Below are 21,438 nucleotides of genomic sequence, written 5' to 3'. Positions count from 1 at the left end.
AAATGGCCAAGCGGATCGACGTCAAAGATCTGAACATCTTCTACGCCAAGTTCCATGCCGTGTCCGATGTTTCGCTGACGGTGCTGCCGCGCAGTGTGACCGCCTTCATCGGACCCTCGGGCTGTGGCAAGTCCACCGTGCTGCGTTCGCTCAACCGGATGCACGAGGTGACCCCCAACGCTCGTGTCGAGGGTGCGGTGCTGCTGGACGGCGAGGATATCTACGGCACCGAGATCGACCCGGTCGGTGTGCGTCGCACCATCGGCATGGTGTTCCAGCGGCCGAACCCGTTCCCCACCATGTCCATCAAAGACAACGTGGTGGCCGGGCTCAAGCTGCAGGGCGTGCGCGGCAAGAAGGAACTCGACGAGGTCGCCGAGCGCTCGCTGCGCGGCGCCAACCTGTGGAACGAGGTGAAAGACCGGCTGGACAAGCCGGGCGGCGGCCTCTCCGGCGGTCAGCAGCAGCGTCTGTGCATCGCACGGGCCATCGCGGTCTCACCCGACGTGTTGCTGATGGACGAGCCCTGCTCGGCGCTGGACCCGATTTCCACGTTGGCGATCGAGGACCTGATCACCGAACTGAAGAAGGACTTCACCATCGTCATCGTCACGCACAACATGCAGCAGGCCGCGCGCGTGAGTGACCAGACCGGCTTCTTCAACCTGGAGGCTCAAGGCAAGCCGGGCAAGTTGATCGAGATCGACGATACCGAGAAGATCTTCTCCAACCCGTCCCAGAAGGCCACCGAAGACTACATCTCGGGCCGCTTCGGCTGATCCACTCGACGAATACTGTCGGCGACAATCCAAGTCCTGGGCGGATATCGAGCCGCCCAGGACTTTCGATTGCGCACCGCAGACCGAAAGTCTCGCCGGCACAACAGTCGGTCATCGCGGCTGCGCGGAAAGCCTCGATCACTCGGTGTCGGGGTCAGGGGGAAGGACTCCGGTGACCAGGAAGATGACGCGGCGTCCGATTTCGACGGCGTGGTCGGCGAAGCGCTCGTAGTAGCGGCCGAGCAGCGTGATGTCCACTGCCGCGGCGACGCCGTATTTCCAGTCGCGATCCATCAGCAGCGTGAACAGATGACGGTGCAGGTCGTCCATCGCCTCGTCGTCCTCGTTCAGCTGGGCGGCGCGCTCGGGGTCACGGGTCTCGAGGACCTCCTTGGCGCCGGCGCCCATGTTCACCGCGATGCGGCCCATCTCGGCGAAGTAGCCGTTGACCGCTTCGGGTAGCGCGTGATTCGGATGGCGCCTGCGCGTGACCTTCGCGACGTGCAGCGCGAGCGCGCCCATGCGGTTGACGTCACCGACGATCTGGATCGCGCTCACTACTTGCCGTAGATCGCCTGCCACCGGCGCTTGCAGTGCGAGTAGGGCGAAGGCTTTCTCTTCGGCGTCCTGGATCAGCTCGGCGATCCGGTCGGATTCGCCGATCACCTGCTCGGCCAGCGCGAGGTCGGCCTGGAGCAACGACTGGGTGGCCCTGTCCATCGCCGACCCGGCCAGATCGGCCATCTCGCCCAGCAGGTGGGCGAGATCGGCCATTCGCTCGTTATAGATCACACGCATGAGGTCAGACCCTAGTTCTCGGCGCTGACCAAGTCACTAACACGGGGTGAATGGCCGGGTATCCGAGGTTTGCGATCGTATTGCCAGGCGCGACCTCCGCCGGATACGTCGAGTCCGGGCGGCGGTCGCTACTTGCAGACCTCTTCGGCAGCGTTGACGTGCTCCAAGTCGGACGGCAGCGAGACGGGCGCCGCGCTGGACGGGCTCATGGTCACATTGGTGATCGGATCGCCGACCGGTACCGGACTGGTCACCGTGCCGGAGAAGTCGGTACCCAGCACCACCTCGATGATGCCGCCGAGATCGGTGGCCTGTTCCAAGGTCGCGCCCGGAATCGCGCTGGCGACCGTGGCTGCTTCCGCTTCGTTTCCCGCCGCATAGCGGACCTTCGAGGTCGACGAGGTGCCTTGCGTGTAGTTCGCCGTGTTGTAGATCTGGAAACCCTGGTTGTTCAGCTTTGTCGACACTTTGTTGGCTATGCCGGGGATGTCCGTGGCATTGGAGACCAACAGCGACACCGTGCTCGGATCCACGGCGACCACGCGTGGCGCGGGCGCCGGAGCGGCGGGCGACGGCGTGTCCGTGACCGCGGGCTTCTCACCCGGCAGCGGACGGTCGTCGCGAATGGCCGAGAAGATCGCCTTGATATCGGATTCCCGCGGGATCTCATTGCCGTAGGACGTTGTACCCGCGGTGGGGATCGTGAGGAAGGTCACGGCGCCCGCGTCCACCTTCTGTAGCGATCGCCCCAACATCAGCAGGTCGTTCGATTGGACCCCGTCCATCCACGCGTGCTTCTGGAACGCCTGGATGAAACCGTTCAGCTTGCCCGGATCGAAGAGGATCCGGCTGGAGAGCGTGCTGCGCAACAGCGAGGCCAGGAACCGCTGCTGCCGGTTGATGCGGTCGTAGTCGCTGCGCTCCTCGCCGACGACCTTGCGCGCTCGCACGTAGTTCAGCGCCGTCTCCCCGCTGATGCGCTGTTTGCCGGCGGCCGCGAGAACGGTACCCAGCTCCCCGTCGATGAGCGGCTTGGTCGCGCAGACCTCGACGCCGCCGACCTCGTTCACCATGGACTCGAATCCGGCGAAGTCGATCGCGACGAAGTGGTTGATGCTGAGCCCTGTCATCTTGGAAATGACGTTGAACAGGCATTTCGGCCCGCCCAGTGCGTAGACGGCGTTGAGCTTGTCACCGACCGCCGCGGGGAATTTCTCGCCCGTGTAGTCGGCCTTGTCGTTGTCCCAGCCTTCGCAGACCGGGCGGGTGACGTCGAGGTCGCGCGGGAACGAGACCAGTACCACCCGTTGGCGCTCTTTGGGCACGTGCACGAGCATGACCGTGTCGGCGCGGGCGCCCTCGGCGTCGTCCAGCGTGCCCGCGCCGACTGTCCCGTTGGCGCCCGCCCTGGTGTCGGTACCGACGAGCAGGAAGTTCTCGTCGCCGAGTTGGGCGCCCGCGTCGACGACGTCGGTCGAGTTGTTGTCGATCGCGGAGACCTGGGTGAATCCGTTGTTGATGGACCGCAGGTAACTCCAGCCACCGCCGGTGGTCAGCAGCACGATAACGGCGGACACCGTCAGCGCCGCGCGGCCCGCCGCGCGTAGGCGCTTGGCCCGGCGCTGCCGCGCGGCTTCCAGGCGTGTTTGCGCCGGCGCGCCGACGGCCTTGGGTACGGCGTTGCTTTCCTTGGTGGGCCAGCCGGAACTCTTGCGCTTGGCGCGGGTGGGCTCGGTGAGCGGGGGAAGAATGTCGGTGACTTCTTCGGCCGGTGCGGGCATGGGGCGCTCGGTGGGGCGACGGCCGCCACCGCGTGCGGCCTGGGTCGCCTGTTCGCCGGTGATGTCCTGCACTACCGGCGAAGCCCCGGTCTGCCGTGGCGTGGGCGTGTCAGGGGCGCGTCGGGGGCCCGCCGCGGCGCCACGGCGATTGGCGGCGTCGGGCGGGCGGCGGGGGGCCGGTTCGGCGGGCCGCCGCGCGGCTTCCATCGGGCCGGACTCGGCTCGGCGTCCGCGATTCGGCGCCGCGTTCGCGTTCGCGTTCGGTGGCGGTTCCGCGCGCCGGCTCCGGCGCCCGACCCGCTCGTTGTCGACCTTCTGAACGAGATCCTGGACTGTCAGCGGTGCGGAAGGCTGGTCTGGCGGGGCCTCGGGGTGGCGCGAGCGTCGAGACGCCCGGGCCGCGTCTCGTTCCGGGTATTCCTCCGCGGGATAGCGCTCCCACGGGGCGCGACCTCCGGGCCGTGGCGAATGCCCGTGCCGATCGTCACCCACCAACGAACCTCGCTTTTCGTCTTGCTCTCCGCCTCGGGCCGTATTCGACCGGCAGCACCGATGCCGCAATGATAACGATTCCGCCACAGCGGGCCACCCCAGGCGAAATCGAACCGGTCACAGTGCTGCTGGATATCTGGTTCGCTGAAAGATTGCCAGATCAGCCGCCGCTGTGCATCACATCGGCCCCGCGTGGCACCGCCGGATCGTCCGGATCGTCGAGCCAGCCGTGTGGCAGGGCGACCTTGCCCGGCGAGCCCTGACGGCCGCGTGGACCCTCGGCGTCCTTCGGGAATGGCGCGGCCGGATCGAGTTGTCCGACAAGATCTTCCAGCTCGGCGAGGCTGGAGACGGTGGCAAACGCGCGACGCAGGTCGGCGCCGACCGGGAAGCCCATCAGGTACCAGGCCATGTGCTTGCGCAGATCGCGCATGGCCTTGTCCTCGCCCAGATGCTCGGCGAGCAGCGCGCCGTGTCGAAATAGTACCGCGCCAACTCTGCCGAGGTCGGGCGTGTCGGGCAGTGGCTCGCCGCGCAGCGCGGCTTGGAGTTCGGCGAACAGCCACGGCCTGCCCAGGCAGCCGCGGCCGACGACCACGCCGTCACAGTTGGTCTCGTCCATCATTCGAACGGCGTCGGCGGCGGAGAAGATATCGCCGTTGCCGAGCACGGGGATCGAGGTGACGGCGTCCTTGAGCCGGGCGATCGCGGTCCAATCGGCCTGGCCGGAGTAGCGCTGTGCGGCCGTGCGGGCGTGCAGCGCCACCGCACGCACGCCTTCGGCTTCCGCGATGCGGCCCGCGTCCAGGTAGGTGTGGTGCTCGTCGTCGATGCCGATCCGGAATTTCACGGTCACCGGGACACCCGCCGGTTCGGCGGCGCCCACCATAGCCGCCACGATGCGCCGGAACAGCGTCCGTTTGTACGGCAGCGCGGCGCCACCGCCGAGCCGAGTGACCTTGGGTACCGGGCAGCCGAGGTTGAGGTCGATATGGTCGGCCAAGCCTTCGCCCACGATGATCCGGACCGCCTCGCCGAGAGTGGCCGGGTCGACGCCGTAGAGTTGCATCGAACGCGGATGTTCGTCCGCGTCGAACGACATCATGTGCAGGGTCTTCTCGTTGCGTTCCACCACCGCGCGCGCGGTGATCATTTCGCAGACGTAGATCGAGGTCGGGCTGCCGAATTCCCGGCATAACTTGCGAAACGCCAGATTCGTGATGCCCGCCATCGGCGCGAGCACGACCGGCGGATCGACCGGATAGGACCCGATCCGCAGCGTGGCCGTCGCCTCGGTAGTCATCGTCACGCCGACAGTGTCTCATTTCCGCACGTAACTCGGCCTGTCCGGGTAGTGGGCTTCCGGTCACGGCCGATATGGCGCGGATGTCGGACGTTCGCGAACGAATGCCCTGAGCACGTCCCGGTTATTTCGTGAGCGCGGTATCGCAGGTACTGCGCCAACGCGCTGGGGCGGCACAGTGCGACGCGGGCCGTGCCGATGGTGGCGTCGACGGTCGGCGTGATCGATAGAGCGCTCCGGTCTCGTGTCCTGCGTGCGCGGACCGGCCCGCCGGATCGAATCAGAAACCAACTCGAGTGCTTTGCCGATCGGTTGCCCCGTGATCCTGCCTTCGTCCGCGGATCGGCAGAAACGACGTTGTGGCGCACCATATTTCGAGCAGAAGAATCGGCAGGAGCGACAATCGGCAGCGCAGGGGACGCGCTCGGCGCACCGGTCGACGGACCGACGGTGCCTCGCCGAGCGGTGCTGTTCGGTATTTCGTGGTTCCGGTTGCGGCGCGGACGGTCACGAGGCCGCCTCGATCGCCCGCGGGGGCATCCTGCGCCCCCCGGCGTGGCGCCCACGGATCGAGGCGTCGACGCGTCGCCAGCGAACCAGCACGGTAAACGCACGCGCCGCCGCCCGGAAATCGGACGGCGGCGCTGTTGTGCCAGGGGTCGCGCGGTCAGCCTGCGGTGCTGCCCGCCATCTCGCGTTCACGCTTGGCAGCTTCGCGGGCGAGCATGCGGTCGCGCTGCTCCTCGAACTTGATCACATCCTTGGCCAGCTTCTCCAGGAAGAGGCCGAGTCGTTCGCGGACCGCCTCACCGCGCGTGGTGAAGTCGGTGCGCTCGAAGATGTTCCATTTCTTCAGCACCGGCTGGACGACTTCCTCCAAGTGCTGGCGCAGGTCGTAAATGCCGTGCTTGGCCATGAGCACGCCATTGCGGCGGAAGTTGGGCATGCCGGCGCCGGGCATCTGGAAGTTCTCCAGGATCAGGGTGATCGCCTCGATAGCCTGGTCCGGAGTCAGGTCGAGGGCGGCGCCGCACATGTTGCGGTAGAAGATCATGTGCAGGTTCTCGTCAGCTGCGACGCGCTGCAACATGCGGTCGGCGATCGGATCGTTGCAGACTCTGCCCGTGTTGCGATGACTGACGCGGGTGGCGAGTTCCTGGAACGTGACATACGCGACGGAGTGCAGGAATCCGGCATCGGCTTCGGTAGGCGAGGCGAAGCCGTTGGTCATGTGGATCATCCTGGCCTCTTCGAGGGCGACCGGGTCCACGCCACGAGTGACCACCAGGTAGTCACGCATCACGATGCCGTGCCGGTTCTCTTCCGCGGTCCAGCGGCCCACCCAGGTGCCCCAGGCGCCGTCCTGGGAGAAGTTCTCGGCGATTTCCCGGTGGTAGGAGGGCAGGTTGTCCTCGGTCAGCAAGTTGGTGATCATGGCCGCCTTCGCGACCTCGTTCAGATGCGACTGCTCCGGGTCCCAATCGCTGCCCCCGAGCGCCGCGAAATTGCGGCCTTCGTCCCACGGAACGTAGTCGTGCGGGTGCCATTCCTTTGCCAAGGAGATGTGCCGATTGACGTTTTCTTCGGCAACCGGCTCCAACTCCGTCAGAAGCTCGAGTTGAGTCAGATCCCTTGCCATGTATGAACCCTTCAGTGTGTGTCCGGTCGTGCAGGTCGTCCCCACGGTAAAGCGATGCCGATGCGGCCATACCTTACGTCACCGTAGGTGTGATGTGAAACGCATCTGTTAGACAACTGATGCCTTCGTGATGCGGGTCTTACGCCCCTTCGGCGTTCGGCGACGCTCGGCGATCACCACGATTGTATGGCTTCGAACCGTAATGAGGGGACGATCGCCGCGGGTCGAGGTCCGTCAGACCGGTATGTCGTATCGCACAGCGTGTCGGAATAGTGGCGTTTTCTCCGTCGCCGACAAGCAGGAAACACCAGCCGGGGCCTGGTGGCTTTTGCGGCCGAACAGCCCGCTGAACAGGGCATTGCTTGCGTTTTGCCCAGGGCGTGGCCGCGGCCGCCGATGCTAGCGGGGCGGATGTCGCCGATCTCCCGTCATCATTGATCGAGTCCGCGACGCGATGGGGGTGTCGTCTCGGGTCACCCACCGGTCGGGAGCGACGGAATGGTCGGCGCCGGGCTCGGCGCGGCCACCGCGATCAGGGCGTTATCTGCGCTGCCGCAGTGGCGCCGATCACCGATCAGCGTGTCCTTGTCGTTGCCGAAAACGTTGTCGACGATCTCCGATGCCCGCAACAATCGCTCTGGCTGTGATCACCGCGGGTGATCCCACTCTTTCGGGTAGTCCTGCTGTCGGGCTTTCACCGACGGAATTCGCAAGACCGTGAACTACCGAATCCGGTCGATATGTCGGATGAACAGGGCGCGGGCGACATCGCCCTTATCGACGCCACAGAGGTCGATCGGCTACCAAGTGGCGGTATCTCCAGGCGAGTTCGCCCGACCCGATATCCGGCTCTGTTCCGGTGCGAAATCTAGAACTGATGACCGTCGATCGGCGGGCTCTCGGCATGCCGACGCCGCAGCCGACCGAGACTCGCCGGCTTCGCGGCCGGAATGATCATGTCGACGGCGAATCCGGATGACGCGCCACGCGGTGATCCCCGGAACCTCGTCGGCGCCGGTCGCGTCAGTGCACGCCGAGCGCGGCGAGGATCATCGGACGCGCCGTCGCGAGCGCTTGCTGCCAGTAAGGCCAGGTGTGCGTTCCGTTGACGATGTCGATGCGCGCGGCGATGCCGAGTTCGGCGATGCGATCGCGGAACATCTGGGTGGCCGTCATCGTCATCGCCTCGAGGCTCATCGCGTTCACCGTGTTCCCGACTCCGTACGGCAGGTCGAGCGGACCGGGCAGACCGTTGCCCGTCGAGACGTACATCGGTAGCCCGCGTAGCAATTCCGCCTGCACGGTGGCGTCGTTGCGGTGCCACGCGGGGTCCGCCGCCGGACCCCACATGTCGTCGACATTGAAGTTGCCTTCATCCCACATGGCAGCGCGCATCGCTTCGTTCCAGAGCGGAAACGTCGGGTGTACGAAACCCGAGAAAGATCCGGCGAAGGTGAACTGGTCGCGGTGGTGGCCGGCCAGCATCAAGGCGGCATTGCCCCCCATAGAGGCCCCGACGATGGCGTTGTTCGTTCGCGACACTCCGTAGCGTTGCAGGAATGCGGGCAACTCCTGGGTGAGGAAGGTCTCCCACTTGTATGTCGTCGCCTGGCGGTTGGTACTACTCGGTCGGTACCAGTCGGTGTAGAAGCTGGAGCGACCACCGACCGGGAACACCAGCGTGACATCGTCTCCTGCGAATTGGCGCAGCGCGTCGGTGTCGGTCGTCCATTGACTGTGGTCGGCCGGAGCGCGCAGACCGTCGAGCACATACAGGGCCGCGCTTCCGCCGCGAGCGGCCCACTGCACCTGGACTTCGATCGGCCCCATGCTCGACGGCACGGAGAGCTTCTCGTCACCGCGCGCCGGGGTGCGCGATATCGGTGCCTGGACCGGTGCGGCGGCAGCCACCGCGGCACCGAACGACGAGAGCAGCGCAGCTGTTGCGATGACGGTGGCGGTCTTCCTCAGCCAACCACGAATTACCCGCTGGTCTCCAGATCGCACTGCCGTACCCACGCCGCATACCTCCTACTTTCGTCCCCGGTCAGCGACCAGGGAGACCCGAATGTGGCTGTCGCTCAGGCCGAGTCACTACCTGTGCGCGTGCGGCTGTGCCGCGCCCGGGATCGGAAGACCATCATAGATTGCGCCGCAATCGTTCCAGAGCCGCTCCGACGCCATGACCGAGCGGTAACGGGTGACCTGTCGGCGATGCCGCGCCGCCCGACTCGGCTGTGGCCTTTCTCACAATCCTGGGCTGGGAGACTTCCACTCGCGCCCACGTCGGCCGGCCGACGTGGGCCGGAGTCGGTGGGTTGCGCTCGTCCGCATCCGCAGGTGCGCCTCCCGCCCCGCCTCCGTCTTTCGGGCGAGACGGCGACGCCTCGCCGGCTCCGGCCGGCGTCGACGGCAGGGCTTTTCCGCCCCCGTCATCGGGTCGATGTCGCTCCCGATCGGTTCGTGCCCTACCGACCCGGTCGGCTATGCTTTTCAGCCGAGCCCCTTTAGCTCAGTTGGTAGAGCTGGTGACTTTTAATCACTAGGTCGTAGGTTCGAGTCCTACAGGGGGCACTTACTTCGATGTCGCGGCTGCGCGCGTGCGCGCCCCCGCATTCGCCGCATGATCCCAATCTTCCTGATATTCCCACTGGTGGGAGTGTCGTGTGGATTCGAGTCGGTGGCTGCCTCGACCGAGCCGAAGGGCGCGGACGGGTGCTGTCGTGTGATCGGCGTCTGATATCGGGTTCGGGGAGTTGGCGGCGGTCGACCGTTCTCTGGCGCGTCGTGATCGGGTGTTGTGCCCTGTGGTGATCAGGCCGCGGCCGAGCCGCATAGCGTTGCCGGTAACGCGCCGTTCCTACTCGACGATGCAGCCGGTGAATATCCGGTACCCACCTTTGTTCAACTTGCCGGAACCTGGATATCATCCAATGATGTTGGCTAGCAATGATTTTGGATTCGCTGAGGGTGACGGACCCGAGCGTGTCGCGGCTCGTGGAACGACCTGGCGGGCACGGCGTGGTCGGTGGCCGATCGCCCGGCCGGTCGGCTCACTCGAGTGAACGCCGCTGGGCTGCTGCCGAATTCGCGGAGCCGCTGGACGAGGGGATATGGTTGCGAGGTACTTGCCGTAACAGAAAGTGGAGTGCGATGGCTACCTGACTCTACGGTTTGCCGCGTGTCGCATCGGTTTTCCGGGTACGGTGGCGCCTTGGTGAATTCCGGAAGAATCGCCGACTCATCTGGCGCCGCGGAATTCAGCGTGTCGTTGATGTGCCCGGGGGTGCCGTGGTCGATCCGGCCGGTCCCGGCACGGCGGAACTCGATGCCGCAGGAGGAGGCAGGTCCGAGACGAAGAAATGCCCGGGTGCGCACCCCCTGCGGCGCACCCGGGCAAGCAAACTATACCAGCTGATGTATTTCAGGTTTATCGCAAGTTTTCGTACCGAAAGTTTGAAACCGGGCGAGAACCCGGTTTGAAGTATTGATAAAACTCATAACTTCGCGCCGAGGGCTGTTCCTTTGGGTTCGGCTGTTCGGCGGCGAGTAGGCTTCGGAGGCGTTTCGAGCATGGCACGGCAGCAAGAGCGGGCCCGCCGAACACGTGCGGCGATTATCAGGTCCGCCGCCGTTGAGTTCGGGAAGAGCGGCTATGCCGCTGCATCGCTCAACCGCATATTAGAAGGGTCGCGTGCCACCAAGGGTGCGATGTACTTCCATTTCGATTCCAAGGAAGATCTCGCCCGCGCGGTCCTGGAGACCGCGGTGGAACGGTATCGGGTCTCTGCTGAGCGCTGGCTCGCGCGAACGGATCTCAGTCCGTTGGACATCCTGCACGGGATGGTCGACGAGATCGCGTTGCGGCTCGAACACGACATCATCGTGCAGGCCGAGTATCGATTGATCATCGAGCCGGATTTCTCGCGCGACGTCCAGGCCGGCGGTGGTCGTATCCTCGGCCGCACGACGAGGGTGCTGACCGTGCGCGCCATCGACCACGGTCAGCTCCGGGCGAACGCCGATCCGGACCGTTTCGCCCGCACGCTCGCCGCAGCGTTGGCCGGCCAGCGGTACATGATCGATCTGATCGGCGCTCCGGTCGATCTGCGGACACGGTTCGAGGAGGCGCTCGAGGTGGTGATCGAGGCGATGGCGACACCGGACTGGCTGACGAAGTTCCACGCTGACGGCTGGCGTGCCCAGGCTCGGCTGGAGGAGCTTGGTTTGGCGCTCTGACCAGCTGGTTTGGGGATCTGGTCCGGTCTGTCATAAGCTATCCCAGCTCCCAACGGACAGCCGTTGAAGCCGGTCCGGAGAAATCCGGGGCGAGCCCCCTTCGTCTAGCGGCCTAGGACGCCGCCCTTTCAAGGCGGTAGCGCGGGTTCGAATCCCGTAGGGGGTACGATCTTCGGATCGTTGGTAGCAGAGCATGGCCCTGTGGCGCAGTTGGTTAGCGCGCCGCCCTGTCACGGCGGAGGTCGCGGGTTCGAGTCCCGTCAGGGTCGCAAGTAAGCGCCGGAGCAATCCGGCGTTTCGCGTATGGCATTCACTTCGGGTGCCTGCGGCCAGGTAGCTCAGTTGGTACGAGCGTCCGCCTGAAAAGCGGAAGGTCGCCGGTTCGATCCCGGCCCTGGCCACGTCAAATCCCCCCGGATCTCTTGTGTCGGGGGGATTTTCGTGTCCAGCAACGCGGCTTCGCAGCGGGTTTGCTCCCGATGTCGAGTGATCGGCGCGACGGTGGCGGGGCGGGTATCACGTGTCTACCCGTCGCTGTGGTCGAGACCTCGGACCGGTCGGACCGGAGTTCGATGTCCCCCCGACACAGTGCCGGTAGCGTCTGCTCCGGCGGCAGGTATTCGTGGGTCGTACTTGCGCGGACCACAGAACTTGCCACGTGATCGGCCGCTTCGCTGGATCGCCCGAAATTCGCCCCGCGCTGGACCGGCTGCGCGGCACGGCCGATTTATCGAAAGGCCGTTCGCATTCTCGCCTGGTATTGCCCGACATCCGTCCGTGGCTTGTTCGGCCGTTGCGGGCTGGCTCTGGTTTCGGACACAATCCGCCATTGCCGGAGCCTCGGCCATTGCTAAAGCCTCGGTAGGGCTGCGGTTGATTTCTCCCGGCGTGGTCTCGTCTCGACGAACGGAAATTCGAACCGCTGGCGGCGTTCGGTGGGATGCTGGAGTAATGGCTGAACGCTGGTATTACTGCTTGAAGCACAATCGGGCCGAGCGAGGACGTCAGTGCTGGTTCCGCGATCGAATGGGGCCGTATCCGGATCAGTCGACGGCCGAGCGGGCACTGGAAATCGCGCACGCGCGCACCGAGCGGGAGGATGCCAGGGACCGGGCCTGGCGGGAGGGGGATTGAGCGGCGCGCTGCGGGCTGTGCTGTGCGGCAAAGGCTTTCACGCTGCCGTGCGGATATGCTCCGCCTCGAGCCGATGCGTGGGAACGAACTAGCTGGCGCCGGTCGAGGGGTTGGGACCCGACCGACGGGGCGTTGCCCGGCGCGGTGAAGTCGATCTCGCACCGCTGGTCGGCGTGCCGACCGGGGCGCCGCGTGACGCGGCCGCTCATCCCGCGGTCAGGTTCATCAAGTACCGTTCTCCAGAAATCAGACGAATGCTCGGTGGTCCTGGCGTGGGCTGCGAGCGGAAACCAGGATCAGCAGGGAGGGCGACCCTTGAGGGTTACCGTTGTTGTGCCGACCTACAACGAGCGGGAGAATCTGCCGGTTGCGGTGGAGCGGCTGACCGCACTACCGGTGCCCGACCTGCACGTGCTGGTGGTGGACGACAGCTCGCCGGACGGAACCGGCGAGGTGGCGGACAAGTTGGCGGCGGAGCTGCCGAACGTGGTCGGTGTGCTGCACCGGACCGAGAAGGACGGGCTGGGGCGCGCGTACGTGGCAGGCATCACGCGGGCGTTGGATGAGGGTGCGGACGTGGTCATCCAGATGGACGCCGACCTATCGCACCCGGCCGAGGTGATCCCGGCCATGCTGGAGAAATTGCAGACCGCGGACACCGGCGTCGTGCTCGGCTCGCGCTACGTGCCAGGCGGCTCGACCGCGACCGAGTGGAAGTGGTACCGCAAGGCACTCTCGGCCTGGGCCAACTTCTATGTGAACCTGATCCTTCGCCTCAACGTGCAGGACGCTACTGCCGGCTTCAAGGCGTGGAGGGCCGACACTCTGCGTGCCATCGACGTCGCCTCGATCCGCAGCAACGGGTACTCCTTCCAGGTCGAGATGAATTACCGCACGATCAAGAAGGGCATCGCCATCGCGGAAGTCCCGATCCGGTTCGAGGAACGGACGTTGGGCGCCTCCAAGATGAGCATCAAGGTGCAGGTGGAGTCGGCGCTGATGCCGTGGAAGCTCCTATTCGGCCGCGCCGTCTGAGTGCTTGGCGCGGGGCCGGTATCCGTAGGACGTGCGGTTTCGCGGGACAACGGCCTGCTATCCGGTTGTGCGTCGCCGCCAGGCCACTCGACCGGGGCGCGCCCACGTGATGATCACTCAGGCCAGTCCAGCAGTGTGTCGATGAACAACTGTCGTACGCCCGCGACGTCGTCGTCCAGGTCGTCGGGGTTCCACCCCGAGACGTCGATCGGATCGAGGATCGCCACGTCCACCGTTCCGGGGCGAGCGACCATCGCATTACGCCAGCAGATCTCGCCCGCGTTGCGAATCACGACCGGGATCACCGGCACGCCCGCCTGGATCGCGATGTGGAAGGCGCCTTTCTTGAACAGACCGACCTCCGGGGTGTAGGAGCGAGTTCCCTCGGGGGCCACCGCGATCGACAGCCCGTTGCGCAGTGTCTCGACGACCGGTCGAAGCGCCGCTTTGGCCTGCGCGGTGTCCGAGCGATCGATGAACGTCACCCCCACGAAGCGCATGAGCGGCCCGAAAATCGGATTCTTGGTCAGCTCCTTCTTGCCGATGGCAGTGACACCACCGCCGAGCACCTCGGGAACGATGATGATGTCGAACTGGCTTTGATGGTTGAACAGAAACACCGCCGGCCGTGGCGATTTCGCATTCTCGGACCCGGTGATCCGGAGCCGGACGCCCACGATGCGCAGGGTGTTGCCCGCCGCGTGCGCCATCAGCGCATCGGACATCTGTCTGCGGTCTCTGGTCGGCGACTTCGCCGCGACACCGACGAGCGCGCCCCCGAGCAGCCCGGCGAATCCCGCCGCGGTGCGGAGGTAGTCCCTCGCGCGCGGCGCGGCGCGCCGCCGCGGTCGCAACCGGGGCCAGGGTCGCGGGGTGGTGCGCTCGACCTGCGAGCCCTCGGGGTGCACAGTCACCGGATGGCCGACCAGGGCGAGCAGCGGAAGGTCGAGGACCGGGTCGGCGTAGGCGTAGCTGACGGAGAGGTCCACTTCGTGCGCGGCAGCGAACTCGCGGACCGCCTCGGCCTTGCCGTTGCGCCACAGTGTCTTCCCGTCGCCGTTTCCGGTGCGGGTGGCCATCGGCGTGCACAGCACATATTCGATGCCGAGCTCCGTCGCCGCGGGCGCCACGTGGAACCGGGTCAGCGAGCTGACCAGCACGACGGTGTGCCCCGCCGCCTTGTGTGTCCGGATCAACCGCCACGCTTCGGGATACAGGTGACCGTAGATGGTGCGCTTGAACAAGCGCGTACCCAGCCGATCGAGCTCCTGTTCGGACCTTCCCGCGAGCGCTGACGCCAACTGGTCGAGGTACCGGCTGTAATCGCGGTCGGTCATATCGTTGCGGATGCCCTCGAGCAGCAGGTCTTCCAGCTCGCGGCGTCGTCTCCTGCGCAAGAGCCCCGGCCGGGCGGACCCGTCGACGACAGCGCCGAAGTCGAAGACCGCGGCGACGGCGGGGCCTTGCGGTCCGGAGCGAATCGCGGCGACGGCGGCGTCGTAGTCAGCTTGCTCGTCGGTCATCGGGCCTCCTGTGTACCGCGGGTATGTTCCTGGCTCGTCAGATCACGCGACGGTGCCCGCGGCGCGATGCGCACGCGACGAGCGCTCACCGAGTGTCCATGTTGGACGGGTCCAGTGCGGCGGCTTGGGCGATCCGGTTTCCGATGGTGCGCAGGCGCGCGGCGAATTCCTGTCTCCGTTCGGCCAGTTCCGTCCTGCGCGCCACCGCGTCGGGCGGCGCCGTATCGAGCAGACCGTAGTTGTCGGCCAGTTTCAACGCGCTGGTGAACAACTCGGTGGAGACCGATTCCGGGCTGTGCAACCGCTGCTGAAGCATCATCTGCTTGCCGACGGCCACGGCTTCGGCGATGAACGCTTTGCGGTCGATCTCGTCGCCCGCGGTGTGGGCGGCCAGTCGTTCGGCCACGACCAGTTGCGCGTCGATGAAGGAGCGCAGCACGCGGTGGGCCATCATGAATCCGGAGCCGGTGAGGTTGGTCAGGATATCCGAGCCGAGGGTGTCCTCGCGGGTGCGGCTGTGCCAGTCCGGATCGATCAGCAGCATCTCCGCGACCATCTGCTCGGCGAATTCGGCTCGCTCGGGGAAGAAGAACTCGAACTTGAGCAGATCGCGCAGTCGGAACGCCTCGTGCCAACCGGCGCGCAGCCCGTCGGTATCGCCGCTTTCGACCGCCGCGAGGATGGACAGTTCCAGGATGGCGCGGTTGACGAACCAGTGCACGGCACTGTTGCGGTAGAAGGCGGCTTCGAGGTGTGCGCCCGCCTCGATCGAGTACACCGGTTCCAGCCCGCCGCGGTACACGGTGACGACCTTGGCCAGCGAGAGCTGTTGCAGTACGACGGCGAGGCTTTGCTCGTCACGCAGGGCGTCGAGTTCGCCACGCGGCAGATCGCGCTTCTCGATGTAGCCGAGCACCGGCGCGAGTACCGCGCGCACCTCACCGAGTGTGAGGGCGCGCCCGTGCACGCCGAGTAGCGCGAGGGTGGCCAGCGCGTTGACCGTGACCGGGGTGACCGCGTTGATTCCGACCGCGACCTCGAAGGCCAGCCGTTGCACCGCCTTGCGCTCCAGTTCGGCGACCTCCGGCGGACTGCTGTCGACGGCCCCTGCCTCGGTGCGGCTCGGCGGGATCGGTTCGATGTGGTGCAGGGGGATGGTCAGCGGCGGGCTGGTGAGCGGATCGCCGAAGGCCGCAAGGCGATCACGGGCGGACAGCGGTTCGCCGAACCGCACGTACACGTGCCCGGCCGAATGCTGTTGGCTGCGGATGTATCGGGCCAGCCATTTCAGCCCTTCCGGTTTCTTCGTGCCGCCCGCTTGCTCGGAAGCGATGGCGCCGAGTTCGTTGAGCCGCTCGTAGGTGATCGAGACCGGAACCAGCATGACGTCATCGATCCGGTTCGAACGTACCGCCGCGGCAAGATAGTTCAGCAACCCATAGCGCGGCGGGCGCAGTTTGCCGGTACGGGTGCGACCGCCTTCGAAGTACCACTCCAAGTTGAAGCGTTTGGCCAGCAAATAGGCGAAGTATTCCTCGACGGCGGCTTTGTATACCTCGTCGTCGCCGAAACTCCGCCGGATGAACACCGTTCCGGTGCGCCGGGCGATCGGGCCCATCGGCCAGAAGCTCAGGTTCGCGCCGCCGATCACATGATTCGGCGGAAAATCGTTGCGAGCCAGGACGTCTCCGAGCACGAACGCGTCGACGTAGGAGCGGTGCGAGGGCAGGAATACCAGCGGGAACCGGCGATTGAGATCGCGCAGCGCGGCCAGGCCGGAGGGGTCGGAGTCCACCTTCCAGGTCGAGGCGTGTACCGGCCGCATCGCCTGGGTGAACAGGTCGGAGACCAGCCTGCTCTGCGCGGCGACGAGTTCGCCGAGCGCCTTCTCCGCGCGACGGTACACCTCGTGTGGGCTCGCGCCGATCTGGTCGGCGATCAATTCCAGCCTGCGCAGGAAGTCGGGGGAGTCGAGGATCTCCTCGGCCACCAGGCGGGGCACTTTGTACCGGTCGCCGATAATGGTGCGCTCGGCGCGTTCCAGCGCTACCACCGCCGCGCGCACAATGGCACGGGCGAACGGCTCGGTGGTGCCCTTGGTGAACAGCGCCGAGGCCTCGGGGTTGTTCGCGCGCAGCTCGCTGAGCAGGGCGGGCGCGCCGGTCAGCACGACGTGTCGGTCCGGCACTTGCAGTAGCTTCCGCTGCACCAGCCGGTTCGGCTTGCGTGGGTTGGTCAGCAGAGCCAGATCGGCGAACGTCATGCGGCGGACCCCGTCGCGTTCCGGCGGCAACCACAGCACCCGCACCGGTACCACCAGCGGATCGTCCCGTCGGCCGACCAGTCGGGTGGCGACCGCGCCCGCGTCCAGGTCCAACTGGGTGACCGGTGCGTCGGAGCCGAACTCCTTGGCGATCCCGCCCTCGGCCAGCCACGCGCCGACGAGTTCGCGTTCCACCCCCGACGCCGCATCGATCAGGGCCACCACCGATTGCGGTGCGGTCCCGAACCTGGCTGTCGCGGATGAACCGCCGCGGTGATCGATCATCGATATTCTTCCCTCTGCAGGTGACGCACCCCCCTATTGAAGCCCGCCGGGCTGCCCGCGCGCAGGCACTCGGCACAGCGAGTTCGGTTTAGGCTGCGCGGATGGACTGGGCGTTGCGCGCGTGCGGCTGGCATGGCCACTACACCTACGCACCGGATGAGCAGGGGCTGGCCGACCGGCTGCGGGTCGAGACGGTCGCCGGAGTGGCCTGGCGTTGTCTGCGTTGTGGAACGTTCGTGCCGGGAAATCCGGTGGGTTCCGGGCCCGCCGATCATGCGCCCGAGGTACCTCGCGGGCGCCTGCTGCGCGACCGCTGGCTGATGCGTGTACTCGCGATCGAGCGGTTGCTGCGCGGATTGCTGCTGGTGGTCGCCGGGGTGGCGGCGCTGAAGTTCCGGGCGTCGCGCGAGACCATGCGGGCGGCGTTCGCCCGAGACCTGCCCCTGCTGCGTCCGTTCGCCGACCAGATCGGGTGGGACATCGACCGATCGAAGATCGTGCACCTGATCGGCGAGGCGTTCTCGCTGTCGAACACGGTCTTGCTCTGGGTCGCGATCGGCATTTTCGGCTACGCCGGGCTGCAGGGGATCGAGGCGCTCGGCCTGTGGCTGGTCAAGCGCTGGGGCGAGTACTTCGCCGTCGTCGCGACCAGTGTGTTTCTCCCGCTGGAGATCTATGAGTTGACCGAGAAGGTGACCGTGCTGCGGATCGGCGCGCTGGCGGTCAACATCGCCGCCGTGATCTGGCTGGTCTACAGCAAGCGTCTGTTCGGAGTGCGCGGTGGTGCGACGGCCTATCATGCCGAACACAATGCGGAGAGTTTGCTGAGTGTCGAACGCGCCGCGTTGGCGACGGAGCTGGGCTGACCACTCGCCCCCAGCTTCGTGGACGACAAACACCGTGGCGTTAGTCAGGTAATGCTAACCTTAGCTCCTTGAGTTAGGCCAGCATTACCTTGGAGGATGGTTGTCGACCACGGAACGCTTGCGAGTCGAGTATGTGACCGATCCGGCGGCAGCGATGTCCCGGCTGGCGGGAGCTGATCGCTTCGGCGAGTACGTCATGTATGAGCGTCCTGGAGAGTGGGTTTTCGCCGCCGATCCGATCGGCAGCGTCGAACTGGACGTGCGGGAGTTACGCGTGGTCTGGGCAGGGCAGACCAGCGCAAGTCGATGGGAGGGCAACCCGGCGCGAGTGCTCGATCGCGCGCTCGCCGCGCTGCCGATGGCGGGCCGAAACGTCTACGGCTGGGTCGGATTCGAGTTCTGTGCGTGGGCGCTCGACGCGACGCGGCATGTCGACCAGCGAAACCCGCTGGCGCATATGATGATTCCGCGTATCGAGGTGCGGGTCGGGCGCTTCGGCGTCCAGATCTCCGGCGCGACGCCGGCGGAGACCGATGATATCCATGATCTGATCGCGCAGTCGCAGAACACCGAACTCCCGCAGGCGCACCCGGCCGACGTTCGCATCGATCCGACCGGATACCGGGACCGGGTGGCCGAGGCGGTCGGCGAGATCAAGGCCGGGCGGTACCAGAAGGTCATCTTGTCCAGGAAAGTCGACCTTCCGTTCGTGGTCGACATCCCGGCCACCTATCGGCTCGGGCGCGCGCACAACACCCCTGCGCGATCGTTCCTGCTACGCCTCGGCGGATTGGAAGCGGCGGGGTTCAGCCCCGAACTGGTCGCGTCGGTGGATGACGATCGCGTGGTCACCACCGAACCACTGGCGGGCACCCGCGCGTTCGGCCGGGGTGATAGCGCTGATCTCGCCGCCCGCATGGATCTGATCACCGATCCGAAAGAGATCGTGGAGCACGCGATCTCGGTGCAGACCTCCTTCGCGGAGATCTCGGCGGTCGCCGATCCGGGCACCCCGGCGGTGTCGGACTTCATGGCGGTGCGCGAGCGCGGCAGTGTGCAGCACCTCGCCTCCACCGTGCGTGGGCGGCTCGCCGCCGACCGGTCCAGCTGGGACGCGCTCGAGGCGTTGTTCCCTTCGGTGACCGCGTCGGGCATTCCCAAACGCGCGGGCGTCGACGCGGTGTTTCGGCTCGACCACGATCCGCGCGGACTGTATTCCGGTGCGGTGGTCACGGTTTCGCCGACGGGTGCGTTGGAGGCGACGCTGGTGTTACGCGCGGTGTATCAGAACACCGAGGGCGCCTGGCTGCGTGCGGGCGCGGGTGTCGTCGGTCAGTCGGAGCCGGAGCGGGAATTCGAGGAGACCTGCGAGAAGCTCGACAGTGTCGCGCCGTATGTGGTGCGGGCCTAGGTTCCGAGAAACGGGCGGCGCATCGATGGTGCGCTGCCCGTCGGCATTCGGTTCGGCTGTGTGCCGACGGTCAGGTCTCGGCGCGCAGCGCTTTCTTGTCGATCTTGCCGACCGCCGTGACCGGAAGTCTGTCCCTACGGCGAAGCAGGTCCGGCAGTTTATAGGTGGCCAGGCCACGGGCGGCCAGGAAGGTCTTGACCTCGACCAGCGTCGGCATCTCGCCCTCGACGACGAGGACAGCGCAGACCTTTTCGCCGAGCGCCGCGTCGGGCAGGCCGACCGCCGCGGCATGCCGGACCGCGGGATGGGCGAGCAGATGCTCCTCGAGTTCGTCGCAGGAGATGTTCTCGCCGCCGCGATTGATCACGTCCTTGATCCGGCCGGAGACCACGAGATGGCCGCTGGGTAGGCGGCGCACCAGGTCGCCACTGCGGTAATAGCCGTCCGGGGTGAAGGCGCGCGCGTTGTGCTCGGGCGCCCGATAGTAGCCGCGAATCGTATACGGGCCCTTGGTCAGCAGCTCGCCCTCTGCGCCGGGCGCTACGTCGTTGCCCTCGCTGTCCACCACGCGAACCTCGTCGGACGGCGACAATGGCCTGCCCTGGGTGGTGTGCAGTAATTCGGCGGGATCGTCCAGCCGGGTGTAGTTGAGCAGGCCCTCGGCCATTCCGAACACCTGCTGCAGGGTGGCGCCGAGCGCGGGTGTCACTTCCTTGGCGTTGACCTCGGCCAGCCGGGCGCCGCCCACCTGAAGCAGGCGCAACGAACTCAGGTCGGCCGCTTCCCATTCGGTGGCGGCGCACCAGAGTTGGGCCAGCGGCGGCACTACCGCGGTGATTGTGACCCGATGTCGCTCGATCGAGGCGAACGCGTTCTCCGGGCTCGGATCACCGGTGAAGGCGACCGCGCCACCAACGCCGACGGTACCGATGATGCCGGGGCAAGCCAGCGGAAAGTTGTGCGCGGCGGGCAATGTCGCCAGGTACACGTCCGCTTCGGTCAGTTGACATACTTCGGCGCTCGCGGTCGCGTTGTAGACGTAATCATCGTGCGTGCGCGCGATCAGCTTCGGCAGCCCGGTGGTGCCGCCGGAGACCAGCATCAGGGCGATGTCGGTCGGATCGATGTCGGGCAGCTCGCCCCCGTCACGGGGAATCGAGGCCAGGTCGGTGAACGGGCCGGGATCGCCGAGCACCAGCACGTGCTGCAGTGTCGGTACCGCCGAGCGCAGGGTGGTCGCCAGCTCGCGGTAGTCGAAATCTCCGGCCCGATCGGCCGCGATGTAGCCCACGGCTTCGGAAAGTCCCGCCAGGTGCTCGATCTCGGCGCGGCGATGCGCGGGCAGGGTGAGAACCGGAATGATTCCGGCGCGCAGCAGCCCGAACAGCACCGTCACGAACTCCGGCACGTTGGGCAGTTGGACCACCACACGGTCACCGGGCGAGATCCCCAGCGCGAGCAGCCCCTGTGCCATTCGATCCGCCGCGACGTCGACCTCGGCGTAGCTGCGGGAGCCGGAGTCGTCGAGTAGTGCCGGCCGATGCGGATGCGCCCGCGCGCTCGCGCGCAGCAGATCGCCGAGCGGTCGCCCGGCCCAGTATCCGGCGGCTCGGTACGCCGTTGCCGTCTGTGTGGGAAAAGGCACGTAGCCGTCGCGATGCGGGGAGGACGTGGTGGAAGTCGAAGTCACGGTCTGCCTCACAGATAACCCGAGCCGAGCTCGGAGTTCCTTTAAATAGGTTAGGCAACCCTATCTCATTGACCCTGCTATCGCCGGGTCGCCGCGAAAAGGATCGGCGAAGCGCCGGCGCTGGGCGGGCGATCGGGAATAGTATCGATCGAAACAGTATTGAATAAGATAGTTAGGAATGCAACAGATGGAGGCGACGA

At 66.3% G+C, this 21,438-nt stretch carries 15 protein-coding genes and 4 tRNA genes; 10 read left to right on the top strand and 9 right to left on the bottom strand.

What is annotated here, in order from left to right; all coding sequences use genetic code 11:
* The first annotated feature begins 2 nt into the window (after positions 1-2).
* A complete protein-coding gene (gene pstB / locus AB0B25_RS14780; RefSeq protein WP_357178705.1) occupies positions 3-779 on the top strand; it encodes a phosphate ABC transporter ATP-binding protein PstB in 777 nt (258 codons plus the stop codon).
* Positions 780-917: 138 nt separating this feature from the next.
* On the opposite strand, the gene phoU is transcribed toward pstB, so the two are convergent.
* The 6 genes from phoU to AB0B25_RS14750 form a co-directional block, all read right to left on the bottom strand.
* Positions 918-1,577, bottom strand: a complete 660-nt coding sequence (phoU, locus tag AB0B25_RS14775) for a phosphate signaling complex protein PhoU (protein ID WP_357070694.1) — start codon at positions 1,575-1,577, stop codon at positions 918-920.
* 128 nt (positions 1,578-1,705) lie between these two features.
* The gene (locus AB0B25_RS14770) at positions 1,706-3,850 is read right to left on the bottom strand and encodes an LCP family protein (RefSeq protein WP_357178702.1); all 2,145 of its coding nucleotides are present in this window, start codon (positions 3,848-3,850) and stop codon (positions 1,706-1,708) included.
* A 160-nt stretch (positions 3,851-4,010) separates the two neighbouring features.
* On the bottom strand, positions 4,011-5,153 hold the full coding sequence (dusB, locus tag AB0B25_RS14765) for a tRNA dihydrouridine synthase DusB (RefSeq protein WP_357178990.1): 1,143 nt from the start codon (positions 5,151-5,153) through the stop codon (positions 4,011-4,013).
* Positions 5,154-5,820: 667 nt separating this feature from the next.
* Positions 5,821-6,792, bottom strand: a complete 972-nt coding sequence (locus AB0B25_RS14760; RefSeq protein ID WP_357178699.1) for an acyl-ACP desaturase — start codon at positions 6,790-6,792, stop codon at positions 5,821-5,823.
* Positions 6,793-7,265: 473 nt separating this feature from the next.
* A complete protein-coding gene (locus AB0B25_RS14755) occupies positions 7,266-7,424 on the bottom strand; it encodes a hypothetical protein (RefSeq protein WP_357178696.1) in 159 nt (52 codons plus the stop codon).
* A gap of 391 nt (positions 7,425-7,815) precedes the next feature.
* A complete protein-coding gene (locus AB0B25_RS14750) occupies positions 7,816-8,742 on the bottom strand; it encodes an alpha/beta hydrolase family protein (protein WP_357178987.1) in 927 nt (308 codons plus the stop codon).
* A 551-nt stretch (positions 8,743-9,293) separates the two neighbouring features.
* Here AB0B25_RS14750 and AB0B25_RS14745 point away from each other — a divergent pair.
* The 7 genes from AB0B25_RS14745 to AB0B25_RS14715 all read left to right on the top strand — a co-directional run bounded on the left by AB0B25_RS14745 (position 9,294) and on the right by AB0B25_RS14715 (position 13,200).
* Positions 9,294-9,366, top strand: a tRNA-Lys gene (locus AB0B25_RS14745).
* Between the two features lie 999 nt (positions 9,367-10,365).
* Positions 10,366-11,031: a TetR family transcriptional regulator gene (locus tag AB0B25_RS14740; protein WP_357178694.1), complete on the top strand. Its 666-nt coding sequence runs from the start codon at positions 10,366-10,368 to the stop codon at positions 11,029-11,031.
* 93 nt (positions 11,032-11,124) lie between these two features.
* Positions 11,125-11,197: transfer RNA gene (locus AB0B25_RS14735), tRNA-Glu, on the top strand.
* Between the two features lie 29 nt (positions 11,198-11,226).
* Positions 11,227-11,300 (top strand) — tRNA-Asp (locus tag AB0B25_RS14730).
* Positions 11,301-11,358: 58 nt separating this feature from the next.
* Positions 11,359-11,432, top strand: a tRNA-Phe gene (locus AB0B25_RS14725).
* A 550-nt stretch (positions 11,433-11,982) separates the two neighbouring features.
* On the top strand, positions 11,983-12,165 hold the full coding sequence (locus AB0B25_RS14720) for a hypothetical protein (protein ID WP_357178692.1): 183 nt from the start codon (positions 11,983-11,985) through the stop codon (positions 12,163-12,165).
* A 315-nt stretch (positions 12,166-12,480) separates the two neighbouring features.
* On the top strand, positions 12,481-13,200 hold the full coding sequence (locus AB0B25_RS14715; RefSeq protein WP_357178690.1) for a polyprenol monophosphomannose synthase: 720 nt from the start codon (positions 12,481-12,483) through the stop codon (positions 13,198-13,200).
* A gap of 113 nt (positions 13,201-13,313) precedes the next feature.
* Here the strand turns inward: AB0B25_RS14715 and AB0B25_RS14710 are convergent, their stop codons facing one another.
* A complete protein-coding gene (locus AB0B25_RS14710) occupies positions 13,314-14,723 on the bottom strand; it encodes an HAD-IB family hydrolase (RefSeq protein WP_357178689.1) in 1,410 nt (469 codons plus the stop codon).
* A gap of 85 nt (positions 14,724-14,808) precedes the next feature.
* Positions 14,809-17,271 (bottom strand): glycerol-3-phosphate 1-O-acyltransferase, encoded by a 2,463-nt coding sequence (locus AB0B25_RS14705; protein WP_357178687.1) that lies wholly within the window; start codon positions 17,269-17,271, stop codon positions 14,809-14,811.
* 101 nt (positions 17,272-17,372) lie between these two features.
* On the opposite strand from AB0B25_RS14705, the gene AB0B25_RS14700 reads away from it, so the two are divergent.
* Positions 17,373-18,137, top strand: a complete 765-nt coding sequence (locus AB0B25_RS14700; RefSeq protein ID WP_357178685.1) for a DUF2127 domain-containing protein — start codon at positions 17,373-17,375, stop codon at positions 18,135-18,137.
* Between the two features lie 100 nt (positions 18,138-18,237).
* Positions 18,238-19,548, top strand: coding sequence for a salicylate synthase (locus AB0B25_RS14695; RefSeq protein WP_357178683.1), 1,311 nt, complete (start codon positions 18,238-18,240; stop codon positions 19,546-19,548).
* Between the two features lie 70 nt (positions 19,549-19,618).
* On the opposite strand, the gene AB0B25_RS14690 is transcribed toward AB0B25_RS14695, so the two are convergent.
* The gene (locus AB0B25_RS14690) at positions 19,619-21,238 is read right to left on the bottom strand and encodes an AMP-binding protein (RefSeq protein WP_357178680.1); all 1,620 of its coding nucleotides are present in this window, start codon (positions 21,236-21,238) and stop codon (positions 19,619-19,621) included.
* Between the last annotated feature and the right edge of the window lie 200 nt (positions 21,239-21,438).

Origin of the sequence: Nocardia sp. NPDC049190 (assembly GCF_040648115.1) — a bacterium.
Classification (GTDB): domain Bacteria; phylum Actinomycetota; class Actinomycetes; order Mycobacteriales; family Mycobacteriaceae; genus Nocardia.
This window is presented reverse-complemented; position numbering and strand designations above follow the sequence as displayed.